Consider the following 12,565-nt stretch of genomic DNA (forward strand, 5'->3'; position numbering starts at 1 on the left):
TGGCCCGGCAAGCCGCAGACGTTTGGAGGCAACGGTGACGACCGCTGGACCGCCCGTTCGGGGCCGTTCCACCCGCCAGCGTGCCGCCGTGGCGGCGGCGCTCGACGAGGTGGACGAGTTCCGCAGTGCGCAGGATCTGCACGACATGCTCAAGCACAAGGGCGATTCCGTCGGGCTCACGACGGTGTACCGCACGCTGCAGTCGCTCGCGGACGCGGGCGAGGTGGATGTGCTGCGCACGTCCGACGGTGAGTCGGTGTACCGCCGCTGCGCGAGCGGGGACCACCACCATCACCTGGTGTGCCGGGTGTGCGGCAAGGCCGTGGAGGTCGAGGGACCCGCGGTGGAGAAGTGGGCGGAGGCGATCGCGGCGGAGCACGGCTACGTCAACGTCGCCCACACGGTGGAGATCTTCGGCACCTGCGCGGAGTGCGCTGCGCGCGGCCAAGGGGTGTGAACCTCGGGCTGAGCCCTGGCTTGCACCCCGGCGGGGCTGGGGCCAACGATTGCGCCGTTCCCCGCGCCCCTAAAAGCCCCCGACCGCGGCCCGGCAGGGGCAAGCGCCAAAGACTGCGCCGTTCCCCGCGCCCCTGGAAACCTAGGGGCGCGGGGAACGGCGCAGTCTTTGAAGCTCAGCCCGCGTCCGGGCGGCCCCTCATGTCCGCCTCCATGGCGAGCAGATCCTCGTTCGGGACCGCCCCCCCGAAACGCCGGTCCCGCGACGCGTACTCCACGCACGCCCGCCACATGTCCCGCCGGTCGAAGTCCGGCCACAGCACGTCCTGGAAGACCATCTCCGCGTAACTGGACTGCCAGATCAAGTAGTTGGACGTCCGCTGTTCGCCGCTCGGGCGAAGGAACAGGTCCACATCCGGCATGTCCGGGTAGTACAGGTACTTCTGGATGGTCTTCTCACCGACCTTGTCCGGGTCCAGCTTCCCCGCGGCGACATCGAGCGCCATCGCCTTCGCCGCGTCGGCCAGCTCCGCCCGTCCCCCGTAGTTCACGCAGAAGTACAAGGTCATCGCGTCGTTGTCCTGCGTCTGCTCCTGCGCGACCTGGAGCTCCTGCACGACGGACTTCCACAGCTTCGGCATCCGCCCGACCCACCGGATCCGGATCCCGAGGTCGTTCATCTCGTCGCGCCGGCGCCGGATGACGTCCTTGTTGAAGTTCATCAGGAAGCGGACCTCCTCGGGCGACCGCTTCCAGTTCTCCGTGGAGAAGGCGTACAGCGAGAGGTTCTTGACGCCCAGCTCAAGGCAGCCCTTGAGGACGTCCATGACGACGCCCTCCCCCACCCGGTGCCCCTCGGTGCGCGGCAGCCCGCGCTCCTTGGCCCAGCGTCCGTTCCCGTCCATCACGCACGCCACGTGGTTCGGGATCAGCTCGCCGGGGAGCTTGGGCGCGCGGGCACCGGACGGGTGCGGCTCCGGCGTCTTGTACTCGCGGCGCTGGCGCCCCAGGATCCCGCGTACCACCATCTGCTTCTCGTCTCCTCAGATCTCGTACAGCAAGTTGTCGCTGATCACGTGCTTTTCTCGACGTACCGCAGCGAGCGCAGGCCGCGCTCCAGGTGCCAGTGCAGGTAGGCCGACACCAGGCCGCTGCCCTCCCTGACGTACCGCGGCTCGCACGCGTCCGCGTGCGCCCAGTCCCCCGTCAGCAGCGCGCCGAGCAGTTCGAGGGCCCCCGCCGAGGGTACGACGCTGCCGGGCACCCGGCAGTCGACGCAGACGGACCCTCCCGCGGCGACCGAGAAGAAGCGGTTCGGTCCGGGCATGCCGCACTTCGCGCAGTCGTTGAAGCTGGGCGCGTACCCGTTCACGGCGAGGGAGCGCAGCAGGAACGCGTCGAGGATGAGGTGCGGCTCGTGCTCGCCCTGCGCGAGGGTGCGCAGGCCGCCCACGAGCAGCAGGTACTGCTGGACGGCGGGCTCGCCCTCGTGGTCCGTGAACCGCTCGGCCGTCTCCAGCATGGCCGTCCCGGCGGTGTAGCGGGCGTAGTCGGTGACGATCCCGCCGCCGTACGGCGAGATCGTCTCGCTCTGCGTGCACAGGGGCAGCCCGCGGCCGATCAGCTCGCTCCCGCGCGCGAAGAACTGCACATCGACGTGGGAGAAGGGTTCGAGGCGGGCCCCGAACTTCGACTTGGTCCGGCGCACCCCGCGGGCCACGGCCCGTACCCGTCCGTGACCGCGCGTGAGCAGCGTGATGATCCGGTCCGCCTCACCCAGCTTCTGGGTGCGCAGCACGATGCCGTCGTCGCGGAACAGGCTCATGGCCCCATTCTCGCGTACGGCGGCGGCGGGTGCGGCCGGGGTCCTTTCAAGGGACCTCGCCCCGGCTGCGGGCGTTGGCGTACGCGGTCGCCGCGCTGAGGCGTTCCGCCATGGTGGCCCCGCGGACGGCGTCCGGGAGGCAGTCCCATTCCCGGCCGCCGCCGTACGGGCGCAGTTGTACGTACGGTCCTTCGTGGCCCATCACTCTGCCCACCCGCCCGGTCCTGGTGTCGACGACGTACGTCCCGATGTGCGGCCTCACCGGAGCACCGCCGCGAGCCGGGCCGCCGTCTCGACGGAACACCGGCCCAGTTCCACGAGGGGGCACGGCGCCTCCCGCGCCAAAGTCACCGGGTCGAGCCGGAGTGTCGGCAACTTAATTCCTGCGGTCGCGAGCGCTTCGCGCAATTCCTTCACCGTTTCCTCCGCTTGTTCGACGCAGACCGTCGAATGCCGTGCGTCGGTTGCTTGCTGGGCAGACCTCACGGTGTTCCCCTTCCCTTTCGGGTTTCACGCTTTCCGTCTACACCGTGGCATCTGCTGCCTAGACTTCGGAAGACCCGCACGCTCAGCAACGGCGGTGCAGCAGAGGGGTTTTTCCATGGCCAATGGTTCACGGCAAGCGGCTTGGGAGTTCTTCGGAACAGAGCTGAAGAGACGGCGTGAGGACGCCGGGCTGACGCAGGCGGAGTTGGGTAATCGCGTTTTCGTGTCGGGCGGCTACATCGGCCAATTCGAACAGGCGATTCGCAAGCCACAGCTTGATGTGGCGACCCGAATCGACGAGATCCTACAAACCGCCGGCTTTTTCGAGCGGCTGTGGCAGAAACTCATCAAGGATCAGCCCTACACCGAGTACTTCGCACACGTGGTGGAGCTGGAGCGGCTGGCCACAGAGATCAGCGAGTACGCCCCCACGGTGGTCCCCGGGCTCCTGCAGACGCGGGAGTACGCGCAGGCGGTGTTCCTGGCGGGCAACCCGCTGGCGCCGGACGGTTACATCGAGGAGCTGCTCAGGGGACGCATGGACCGGACGCGGCTCCTCAAGGACGCTACAAGGCCCCTGTATTGGGTGGTCCTCCACGAGACGGTCCTGCGCGTCGCGGTGGGCGGCCCGAAGGTCATGGCCCACCAGCTGGACCACATCCTGACGCTCGCGCGGGAACGCAAGGTGCTGCTGCAGGTACTGCCGTTCGCGGCGGGAGCACACCGGGAGATGGGCAAGATGATGAAGCTCATGGAGTTCGAGGACGCCCCACCAACTGTCTATACAGAGGCGGTTCTTTCGGGAAACCTGCTGGACGAACCGGCTGTGGTGAAGCGAACCCAATCGTCTTACGATCTCATCAGGGCCGCCGCTCTCTCACTGGAGGCGTCCCTGGCCCTGATCCAGTCGGCGGCAGAGGACCATACACAATGCGGGAGTACGACCTGAGCGCCGCCCAGTGGCGCAAAAGCACCTACAGCGGCGGCAGCGGCGGCGAAGACTGCGTCGAGGTAGCCCACGACTTCATCGGCGCGGCCCGCTGGCGCAAGAGCAGCTACAGCGACGACAACGGCGGCGAGTGCGTCGAAGTCGCCTACGACTTCATCGGCGCCGCCCGCTGGCGCAAAAGCACCCACAGCGGTGGTGACGGCGGCGAGGACTGCGTCGAGGTAGCCGACGCCGCCTCCGGCGTCATCCCCGTGCGGGACAGCAAGACCCTCGCGGGACCCGTCCTCCTCATCGGGCCCCGCGCCTGGGCGGAGTTCATCGGGGCCGTGGCGCGCTGACGCCCGGCCCCCCTCTCACTGCGCGGCGGCGCCGTCCGGCGCGGGCGGGGCCGCCGGGTCCGGGGCCGGGGCCGGCAGGACCGTCCGCGGCGCCGTGCTGGTGAACAGCCGGTGCCGCGGCAGACTCTGCTGGGCTGGCCGCGTCATCGTGATCTGGCGGACCAGCTGCTGGAAGCAGGCCAGCGCCGCCACGGCCGGCAGGACCGCCGCCGCGATACCCGTGAACGACCGCTCGGCCTGCGCCGCGCAGAGCGCCATCGCGACCGAGGAGAACAGCAGGACCACGGCCCAGGAGTGCGCGGCCCGCCGCTGGTGCAGCGCGGCCCGCAGCACGGAGAGCGAGGCCACCGTCCACGGCCCGTAGACCAGCAGGGGCCACCACACCGCCGTACCGCTCTGCGTGAGGAACGCGACGTGGCGCAGGGGGATGTAGGACACGATCCCGCCGAAGACGCTCACCATGGACACGACCGCGGCGGCGAGCGCGGCGATCAGGAAGCTCACGGTCTGCAGCCAGGTGAAGCGCATCTTGCGGACTCGCACCTTCCGGTGCCCCGCAGGATGGGATCTGATGGCCGGCAGTTCGGCGGTGATGGTGGCGAGGTTGTCCATCGGGTCACCGGTGAGGGAGACGGTGGGCGCGCTCTCCCCCCGGGGCCGCGGCACGGTCACGCCCTGCTCCGGCGGCACGCCGTCCTGAACGGCACCCTGGACGGCGTCCTGGAGGAGGTAGGTCATCTCCTCGACCGGGTCCCAGGCGGAGTCGAGCGGGTTCACGGGAGACCCGGCATACCCCGTGTCGACAGGCCCCCGGTGGCGCCCGCCGCCGGCCCCGGCCTGCCGGGTACCGGAATAGTCACCTGGTACGAAGAAATCAGCGTAGTCATCCATGGAATGCCTGCCCCGGTCAGACACGGGCCACGTTCCCGTGGGAGTGCTCGCGGGCGCCCCATCGTCGGTCGAGGTCGCTCTGCGCCCTGTTCAGGCATTCCAGGAATTCACCCAGCAGTGGCTCGGTTACATACAGCTCGACCGGTTTTCCGTCCCCGTGCAGAGTGCCCCGGGCACCTGGTGAGGAATAGGCGACGGCCGGGGTGAAGATGTACCGCCCCATCACCACCGCAGGGCTTCCCATGGCGTTTTCACGCCCCGTGCGAACCGCAGGTGCCGCATCGACCGGCTTTGATTTTTTCATACGTCGCTAACGCAGCAACCCTTACTCGGTTGCGCGGCAAAGGGGTGAGCATAAAGCCACCAAAAGCATTGCCACAGAATTCTTAATTCAGACTCCGCGCCACCCGAAGAAAAGGTTGTGCTACCGGGGATTTTCATACAGGGCGGTGCCGTCCGTGCCGTCCGCTCCCCCGAACCTCCGTACGTACCTCCGCTGCCACGGCGTCTCCACGGCGTGCCGGTCGTAGTGGCGTCGTACGAACCGCACGGCCTCCTCGGGCGGCACGCCGTCGAGGACCGCGAGACAGGCCAGGGCCGTGCCCGTCCGCCCACGGCCGCCCCCGCAGGCGACCTCGACGCGCTGGGCGGGGTCCGTGGCCCGCTCCCAGATGTCCGTCAGCACCTCCCGCGCCTGAACCCGGTCCGCAGGCAGCCGGAAGTCGGGCCACCGCAACCACCTGGTCTCCCACGGGAGTTCGGGCGGCTCCTTGCCGAGGAGGTAGACGCCGTACGTCGGAAGGACCACCGCGGGATCGAGGTCGTTGCGCAGTCCTCGGCCCCGCACCAGCCGCCCGGACGGCAACCGGAGCACCCCCCGTGTCCCCTCGCCCCAACCGGCCCGGCCCTCAACAGGTTCACTCATCACCGCAGCCTGCCACCCGCCACTGACAACGCATACCCGCGCGCCCGGAACAGCGACCGGAACAGCGGGCGACATTGGTCGCACCTGTGGCGGCGCGGGCCCTCGTGCGTGTTCCCTTGACCGCCCCCATCACCCCTCTTATGGTCACGCTGCACCTATGACGTAGGACGTCGTATCTCCCACTCCTTGCTGGAGGAACCGTGCGCGACGCGACCCCCGCACCGGCGCTGCACCGCCGTTCGTTCCTGAAGTACTCCGGCGCACTGGGCGCCGCCGCCACGATCACCTCCACGCTCTCCGCCTGCTCCTCGGGACCGGAGTCCACGAACGAGTCGGGCGGCGGGGGCGAGGGCGCCGACCGGACGCTCACCGCGGTGATCGGTTACGGCAACGACCAGAGCTGGGACCCGCTGATGACGGCCTCGGCCTTCGCGATGGCCGGCAACCACCACATCTACGAGGGCCTGCTCGACACCGACCCGATCAGCCGTGAGCCCTACGCGGCGCTGGCGACCGCCATCCCGGCGGATCTGCGGGCGACCACCTGGAGGTTCACGCTGCGGGAGGGCGCGAAGTGGCACGACGGGCAGCCCGTCACCGCCGACGACGTGGTCTTCACCTATGAGCGCGTACTGGATCCGAGGACGACGACCCTCGCCAAGAACTTCTTCGCGTCCTGGCTGAAGGAGGTGAAGAAGGTCGACGACACCTCCGTGGAGCTGATTCTCAGGTTCCCGTTCCCCGACGGGGCACAGCGGCTCACGCTCGCGAAGATCATGCCGAAGCACGTGTTCGGAAAGGCCGGTGCTCTGGACGAGGCGACGACCGGAAAGGCGGTCGGCTCGGGCCCGTACCGGCAGACCGCCCATCACCCGAAGTCCAACACCACCTTCGCCGCGTTCGCCGACTACAACGGGCCGCGAAAGGCCGCGTTCAAGAAGATGAACTGGCTGACGATAGTGGACGCCGCGCCCCGGGTCGCGAAGATCTCCGGTTCGAGCGCGGGAGCGCAGATCTCGGACAACATCCCGTACGCCAATATCGCCCAGTTGGAGAAGGGCGGTCTGAAGGTCGAGGGCGGGGCGGGAATGAACCATCTGTTCCTCCTCTTCAACACCGCCCACAAACCGTTCGACGACGTACGGGTGCGGCAGGCGCTGCATTACGCGATCGACAAGGAGGAAATGATCCGGGCCGCGCTGCGCGGGCACGGAAAGGCGGCCTCCTCGTTCCTCGACGAGGGCAATCCGACGTACCGCAGGGCGAAGCCCGTCTACGACCACGACCCGGACAAGGCGAAGGCACTGCTGAAGGCCGCCGGGGTCAGCGGGCTGAAGGTCACGCTGATGGCGGTCAACGTGAGCTGGATCGTGGACTGCCTGCCGACCGTCAAGGCGTCCTGGGACGCGATCGGCGTCGAGACGACGCTGGAGCCCCAGGAGACGGCCGCGCTCTTCACGAAGCTCGACCAGAAGAAGGACTTCCAGGTCGTCGCGGCGGCGTCCAATCCGAATCAGTTCGGGCTCGACGCGGATCTGATCATGCATTACAACTACGGGCCCGGAAACACCTGGATGCGGTATGCGCGGTGGGAGAACACGTCCGTGGCCAAGGATCTCTTCAAACAGATGGATCAGGCCACGCGTGAGCCGGACGCCGAGAAGAAGAAGACGATGACTCAGGACTACATCGACGTCGTCGCCGAGAACGCGGTGATCTATCCGGTGGTGCACAACGAGCTGATGACCGCGTGGGATTCCGGGGAGCTCACGGGGATTCGTGCTCAGCCTTATCCGGGGATAAATGTGCTCCAGGCGAAGTGGGCTTAAGGGGTTGCCTGGAGGGTGCGGGCCGGCTGTGGCTGGGCGCGCGGTTCCCCGCGCCCCTAAGGACAAAAGGCACAGCCAGTTGGGGCGAGGAGAGGCTTACTCGTGGTCGCGGTCGTCAGAATCTTGATCCGGCGGATCGTTCTGCTTGTTCCGTTGGTGCTCGGGATCATCATGTTCGTGTTCGTCGTGATGCGGTTCTCGGACAGCGATCCGGCGTCCGCGTACTTCCAGGGCGCGAACCCGACCGAGCGGCAACTGCACGACTTCAGGGAGCGCAACGGACTGCTGGACCCCTTCCTCGTGCGGTACTTCGACTTCGTCGGGGATCTGCTCCGGGGCGACATGGGGGTCAGCGCGCTCACCAGGGCGCCGGTCGTCGACCAGGTCACCACCGCGCTGCCCCTCACCATGCAGCTGACCTTCCTCGGCCTGGGCATCGCGGTGGTCCTGGCACTGCTCGGCGGGGTCACCGCCGCGATCTACCGCGACCGCCTCCCCGACCAGCTGATCCGGGTCGTGTCACTGACCGGCGTCGCCGCGCCCGGCTTCTGGCTGGCGCTGCTGATGATCCAGTACCTCGCCGTGGACGCGGGCTGGTTCCCGACCAGCGGCTACATCAACCCGGCCGACTCGTTCACCGGCTGGCTGAGGACCATGACACTGCCCGCGCTGGCCCTCTCCCTGCCGGTCGCCGCCCAGCTCACCCGGATCGTCCGCACGGCCGTGGTGGAGGAGCTGGACCGGGACTACGTACGGACGGCGATCGGCAGCGGGCTGCCCCCGGTGGTCGTCGTCGGCCGGAACGTCCTGCGCAACGCCCTGATGAACCCGCTGACCGTGCTCGGTCTGCGCGTCGGCTATCTGCTCGGCGGGGCGGTCGTCATCGAGACGATCTTCAACCTGCCGGGGATGGGAAAGCTCATGATCGACGCCGTGAAGAACGGTGATCCGGCCGTCGTGCAGGGCGGCGTCCTGACGATCGCCTTCGGGTTCGTCGTCGTGAACCTCGTCATCGACATCCTCTATCTGCTGGTCAACCCGCGTCTGAGGAGTGCCGAGGCATGATGCTGATGTACCGCAAGCGGCTCACCGACGCGCTCTCCCTGCCCGGCCTCCGCCTCAAGGGGTTCACCCGGCTGCCCCTGATCTCCCGGATCGCCGTCGTCGTCATCGCGGTCGTCGTCCTCACCGCCCTGCTGGCCCCGCTCATCGCCCCGCACGACCCGCTCGAACAGTTCCCCCTGGTGGATCACGGGAACGGCGAGGGCGCCCCCTCCGCCGAGCACTGGATGGGGCAGGACAGCCTGGGCCGGGACATCCTCAGCCGGCTGATGTACGGGGCCCGCTGGTCCCTCGCCATCGGCCTCGGCGCCACCGCGCTCGCGCTGGTCGTGGGCGCGGTCGTCGGCGCGCTCGCGGCGACCTCCCGCAAGGCCCTCGACGAGACGCTGATGCGCGGCCTGGACATCGTCATGGCCTTCCCCGGCATCGCGCTCGCGGCCGTCTTCGTCGCGGTGTTCGGCGGCGGCATCCCGATCCTCATCGGCGCGATCGCGTTCCTGTACATGCCCCCGATGGCCCGGGTCGTACGGGCCAACGTGATGGCCCAGTACGGCGAGGACTACGTGACCGCCGAGCGGGTCATCGGGGCGCGCACCCCGCACATCGTGTGGCGGCACGTGGCCGTCAACTGCGCCGCCCCGGTGCTGGTCTTCTGCACGGTGCAGGTCGCCGAGGCGATCGTCTTCGAGGCGTCGCTGTCCTTCATCGGCGCGGGCGTACGGCCGCCCGACCCGTCCTGGGGCAGTGTCATCGCGGACGGCAAGAACATGGTGCTGACCGGCGGCTGGTGGGCGACCGTGTTCCCGGGCCTGCTGATGCTGGTCACCGTGCTGTCCCTGAACATCCTCTCCGAGGGCGTCTCGGACGCGTGGGCGGCGCCCGCGGCCCGCGAGGTGCCCGCCCGGGAGGCGCAGGACCGGCTGGAGACGCCCGAACCCGGCAGCGGGAAGGTCCTGGAGCTGCCGGGCCTGACCGAGGCGGCCCAGCGGCTGCGCGGCCGGGCCCGCCCCCTGCCCCAGGGGCAGCGGCCGGTGCTGAGCGTCGAGAACCTGGCCATCGGTTTCGATGCCCGCCACGGCGGTGTGGACATCGTCGACGGCATCAGCTTCGACGTACAGCCCGGTGAAGTCCTCGGGCTGGTCGGCGAGTCCGGCTGCGGCAAGTCGCTGACCGCGCTCACGGTGATGGGCCTGGAGCCGAAGGGCGCCCGGGTCCGTGGCCATGTCCGTTTCGACCAGCGGCAGTTGGTCGGGGAGCCGATGAGCGTACGGCGCAAACTCCTCGGCCACGAGATGGCGATGATCTACCAGGACGCCCTGTCGTCGCTGAACCCCGCGATGACTGTCCGTGCCCAGCTCAGACAGGTGATCAGAAGGGGCGGCACCCGCACGGGCGCCGAACTCCTCGAACTGGTCGGCCTCGACCCGGACCGCACCCTGCGCAGCTACCCGCACGAACTGTCCGGCGGCCAGCGCCAGCGCGTACTGATCGCGATGGCCCTCTCCCGCGACCCGAAGCTGATCGTCGCCGACGAACCGACGACCGCCCTCGACGTCACCGTGCAGGCGCAGATCATGGAGCTGCTGCTGCGTCTGCGGACCGAGCTGGACTTCGCGCTCGTCCTCGTCTCGCACGACCTGGCGCTCGTCGCGGACGTCACCGACCGGGTGGTCGTGATGTACGGCGGCCAGATCGTCGAGTCGGGTGTGACGGCGGACCTCGTGGAGTCGCCGTCCCACCACTACACGCGCGGCCTCCTCGGCAGCGTCCTGTCGCTGGAGTCGGCGGCGGAGCGCATGACGCAGATCAAGGGGGTCGTGCCGTCCCCGGCGGACTTCCCTGCGGGCTGCCGGTTCGCCGACCGCTGCCCGATGGCGACGGACGTCTGCCGCACGACGGCCCCGCGTCTGACGGGCCCGCCCGGACGCCACGAGGTCGCCTGCCACCACCCCGCGATCCCCCTGGCGACGGCCACCGCGCAGATCACGCCCCCGGCCGGACCCACAGAAGCGAGGCCATGACATGAGCGGACCAGCCGGCCCCCTCACCAGCCCCCTCGTGGAGCTGACCGACGTGCACGTCGTCCACAAGGCGCGCACCGGCGGCCTGTTCTCCCGCGACCGCGTGTACGCCCTTACCGGCGCCGGCCTCACCATCGCGCCCGGCGAGACGGTGGGCGTCGTCGGCGAGTCCGGCTGCGGCAAGTCGACGCTCGCCAAGGTCCTGGTGGGCGTGCAGAGGCCGACCTCCGGGACGGTGTCTTTGCGGGGCGGCGACCTGTGGACGATGGCCCCGGCGCTGCGCCGGACGACGGTGGGCGCGGGCATCGGCATGATCTTCCAGGATCCGTCGACGGCCCTGAACCGCCGGCTGACGGTACGGCAGATCCTCCGCGACCCGCTGGACGTGCACAAACGGGGCACGCCCGCACAACGCGAGAACCGCGTGCGCGAGTTGATGTCCCTGGTGGGCCTCCCCAAGGCGCTGGCGGACGGCCTGCCGGGCCAGCTCTCCGGCGGTCAGCGCCAACGGGTCGCCATCGCGCGGGCCCTGGCCCTCGACCCGGACCTGGTGGTCGCCGACGAACCGACCAGCGCGCTGGACGTCTCGGTGCGCGCCCAGATCCTCAACCTCCTCCTCGATCTGAAGGAACGGCTCGGCCTGGCGCTGGTCTTCGTCTCGCACGACATCCAGACCGTACGGAGGATGAGCGACCGCGTCATCACGATGTATCTCGGCCGGATCGTCGAGGAGTCCCCGGCCGACGAGGTGACCGACCGCTCCCGGCACCCGTACACCCGCGCCCTCTTCTCGGCGACGCCCGGCCTCCTCGACCCCATCGACCCGATCCCGCTCGTCGGCCCCGTCCCGTCGGCCACCCGCCCGCCGAGCGGCTGCCCCTTCCGCACCCGCTGCTGGCGGGCGGACGCGGTGTGCGCCGCGTCCATGCCGGATTTCTCGGCCGCGTCGACGCCGGGGCACCGCTTCCGCTGCCACCATCCTGTGGAGGACGGCCTGTCGACCCGGGACCTGGTCGCGCAGGCGGTCACGCGCACTCCGGCCGATCTCCCGAAGGAGCCTCGATGACCCTTCCCGCCCCGCTGACCGGTGTCGTACCGCCCGTCTGCACGCCCCTGACACCGGACGGCGAGGTGGACGTCCCCTCACTGCTCCGACTGGTCGACCATCTGCTGGAGGGCGGGGTGGACGGCCTGTTCGTCCTCGGCACGTCCTCCGAGGCGGCGTACTTGCCGGACCGTCAACGTCGGCTGGTCGTCGAGACCGTCGTCGGCCATGTGGCGGGCGGGGTGCCCGTCCTCGCCGGGGCCATCGACATGACGACCCCGCGCGTCCTCGACCACGTCCGGTACGTCACGGACGCGGGCGCCGACGCGGTGGTCGTGACGGCGCCCTTCTACACGCGCACCCATCCGGCGGAGATCGCCCGCCACTACCGGCTGGTCGCCGCGCGTTCGCCGGTGCCGGTCCTCGGATACGACCTGCCGGTCGCCGTCCACTCCAAGCTCAGCGCCGAACTGGTCCTCGAACTGGCCGCCGACGGGACACTGGCGGGGCTCAAGGACTCCAGCGGGGACCTGGGCGGATTCCGGGCGGTCGTGACGGGGGCCCGCGCGCACGCCGGCATCACCGGTTTCAGCGTGCTGACGGGGTCCGAGCTGGTCGTCGACGCCGCGCTGGCGATGGGGGCGGACGGGGCGGTGCCGGGGCTGGCGAACGTCGACCCCGCCGGGTACGCGCGGCTGTACCGGCTGTGCCGGGGAGGGGGAGTGGGCGCTGGCCCGG

General features: G+C 69.6%; 15 protein-coding genes. 8 read left to right on the top strand and 7 right to left on the bottom strand.

From position 1 onward, the window contains the following. The first annotated feature begins 34 nt into the window (after positions 1-34). Positions 35-457, top strand: coding sequence for a Fur family transcriptional regulator (locus K3769_RS12025; RefSeq protein WP_267026431.1), 423 nt, complete (start codon positions 35-37; stop codon positions 455-457). Positions 458-632: 175 nt separating this feature from the next. Here K3769_RS12025 and K3769_RS12030 read toward each other — a convergent pair whose 3' ends face one another. From K3769_RS12030 to K3769_RS12045, 4 genes are read right to left on the bottom strand one after another with little or no spacing between them, the layout of a single operon-like run. Continuing rightward, complete coding sequence (locus tag K3769_RS12030) at positions 633-1,484, bottom strand: isoprenyl transferase (protein WP_267026432.1); 852 nt, start codon at positions 1,482-1,484, stop codon at positions 633-635. A gap of 44 nt (positions 1,485-1,528) precedes the next feature. Then, positions 1,529-2,281 carry a DNA repair protein RecO gene (gene recO, locus K3769_RS12035; protein ID WP_267026433.1) on the bottom strand — a complete coding sequence of 251 codons (753 nt, stop codon included), beginning with the start codon at positions 2,279-2,281 and terminating at the stop codon, positions 1,529-1,531. 46 nt (positions 2,282-2,327) lie between these two features. After that, positions 2,328-2,543, bottom strand: a complete 216-nt coding sequence (locus K3769_RS12040; RefSeq protein WP_267026434.1) for a hypothetical protein — start codon at positions 2,541-2,543, stop codon at positions 2,328-2,330. After that, positions 2,540-2,767, bottom strand: a complete 228-nt coding sequence (locus K3769_RS12045) for a hypothetical protein (RefSeq protein ID WP_267026435.1) — start codon at positions 2,765-2,767, stop codon at positions 2,540-2,542. Before K3769_RS12045 ends, K3769_RS12040 begins: the two co-directional genes overlap by 4 nt. Before the next feature lie 115 nt (positions 2,768-2,882). Between K3769_RS12045 and K3769_RS12050 the strand changes: the two genes are divergently transcribed. Both K3769_RS12050 and K3769_RS12055 read left to right on the top strand, forming a co-directional pair. Continuing rightward, entirely contained in the window at positions 2,883-3,716 is an 834-nt protein-coding gene (locus K3769_RS12050; RefSeq protein ID WP_267026436.1) for a helix-turn-helix domain-containing protein, read from the top strand. After that, positions 3,698-4,054, top strand: a complete 357-nt coding sequence (locus K3769_RS12055) for a DUF397 domain-containing protein (RefSeq protein WP_267026437.1) — start codon at positions 3,698-3,700, stop codon at positions 4,052-4,054. The genes K3769_RS12050 and K3769_RS12055 overlap by 19 nt, the downstream gene beginning before the upstream one ends. A gap of 15 nt (positions 4,055-4,069) precedes the next feature. Here the strand turns inward: K3769_RS12055 and K3769_RS12060 are convergent, their stop codons facing one another. The 3 genes from K3769_RS12060 to K3769_RS12070 all read right to left on the bottom strand — a co-directional run bounded on the left by K3769_RS12060 (position 4,070) and on the right by K3769_RS12070 (position 5,870). Further along, positions 4,070-4,831, bottom strand: coding sequence for a DUF2637 domain-containing protein (locus K3769_RS12060; RefSeq protein WP_267026438.1), 762 nt, complete (start codon positions 4,829-4,831; stop codon positions 4,070-4,072). Between the two features lie 130 nt (positions 4,832-4,961). Then, on the bottom strand, positions 4,962-5,189 hold the full coding sequence (locus tag K3769_RS12065; protein ID WP_267026439.1) for a hypothetical protein: 228 nt from the start codon (positions 5,187-5,189) through the stop codon (positions 4,962-4,964). 180 nt (positions 5,190-5,369) lie between these two features. Continuing rightward, the gene (locus K3769_RS12070; RefSeq protein WP_267026440.1) at positions 5,370-5,870 is read right to left on the bottom strand and encodes a protein-tyrosine phosphatase family protein; all 501 of its coding nucleotides are present in this window, start codon (positions 5,868-5,870) and stop codon (positions 5,370-5,372) included. Between the two features lie 200 nt (positions 5,871-6,070). Here K3769_RS12070 and K3769_RS12075 point away from each other — a divergent pair, with 200 nt between their 5' ends. The 5 genes from K3769_RS12075 to K3769_RS12095 all read left to right on the top strand — a co-directional run. Further along, positions 6,071-7,699: an ABC transporter substrate-binding protein gene (locus tag K3769_RS12075; protein ID WP_267026441.1), complete on the top strand. Its 1,629-nt coding sequence runs from the start codon at positions 6,071-6,073 to the stop codon at positions 7,697-7,699. 102 nt (positions 7,700-7,801) lie between these two features. Beyond that, positions 7,802-8,764, top strand: a complete 963-nt coding sequence (locus K3769_RS12080) for an ABC transporter permease (RefSeq protein WP_267026442.1) — start codon at positions 7,802-7,804, stop codon at positions 8,762-8,764. After that, the gene (locus K3769_RS12085) at positions 8,764-10,782 is read left to right on the top strand and encodes a dipeptide/oligopeptide/nickel ABC transporter permease/ATP-binding protein (RefSeq protein WP_267031334.1); all 2,019 of its coding nucleotides are present in this window, start codon (positions 8,764-8,766) and stop codon (positions 10,780-10,782) included. Before K3769_RS12080 ends, K3769_RS12085 begins: the two co-directional genes overlap by 1 nt. Position 10,783: 1 nt before the next feature. Beyond that, positions 10,784-11,848: an oligopeptide/dipeptide ABC transporter ATP-binding protein gene (locus tag K3769_RS12090; RefSeq protein WP_267026443.1), complete on the top strand. Its 1,065-nt coding sequence runs from the start codon at positions 10,784-10,786 to the stop codon at positions 11,846-11,848. Next, positions 11,845-12,565 (top strand): dihydrodipicolinate synthase family protein (locus K3769_RS12095; protein ID WP_267026444.1); only part of this gene is annotated, 721 nt, incomplete at its 3' end. The genes K3769_RS12090 and K3769_RS12095, both read left to right, overlap by 4 nt.

The organism is Streptomyces ortus (assembly GCF_026341275.1).
In the GTDB taxonomy this organism is placed as follows: Bacteria; Actinomycetota; Actinomycetes; order Streptomycetales; family Streptomycetaceae; genus Streptomyces; species Streptomyces ortus.

What these genes read in the sequence shown, in the direction of transcription:
- K3769_RS12030 (WP_267026432.1), bottom strand. Translation starts at nt 1,484, where the DNA reads ATGGTGGTACGCGGGATCCTGGGGCGCCAGCGCCGCGAGTACAAGACG.
- recO (WP_267026433.1), bottom strand. Translation starts at nt 2,281, where the DNA reads ATGAGCCTGTTCCGCGACGACGGCATCGTGCTGCGCACCCAGAAGCTG.
- K3769_RS12050 (WP_267026436.1), top strand. Translation starts at nt 2,883, where the DNA reads ATGGCCAATGGTTCACGGCAAGCGGCTTGGGAGTTCTTCGGAACAGAG.
- K3769_RS12055 (WP_267026437.1), top strand. Translation starts at nt 3,698, where the DNA reads ATGCGGGAGTACGACCTGAGCGCCGCCCAGTGGCGCAAAAGCACCTAC.
- K3769_RS12065 (WP_267026439.1), bottom strand. Translation starts at nt 5,189, where the DNA reads ATGGGAAGCCCTGCGGTGGTGATGGGGCGGTACATCTTCACCCCGGCC.
- K3769_RS12070 (WP_267026440.1), bottom strand. Translation starts at nt 5,870, where the DNA reads ATGAGTGAACCTGTTGAGGGCCGGGCCGGTTGGGGCGAGGGGACACGG.
- K3769_RS12085 (WP_267031334.1), top strand. Translation starts at nt 8,764, where the DNA reads ATGCTGATGTACCGCAAGCGGCTCACCGACGCGCTCTCCCTGCCCGGC.
- K3769_RS12090 (WP_267026443.1), top strand. Translation starts at nt 10,784, where the DNA reads ATGAGCGGACCAGCCGGCCCCCTCACCAGCCCCCTCGTGGAGCTGACC.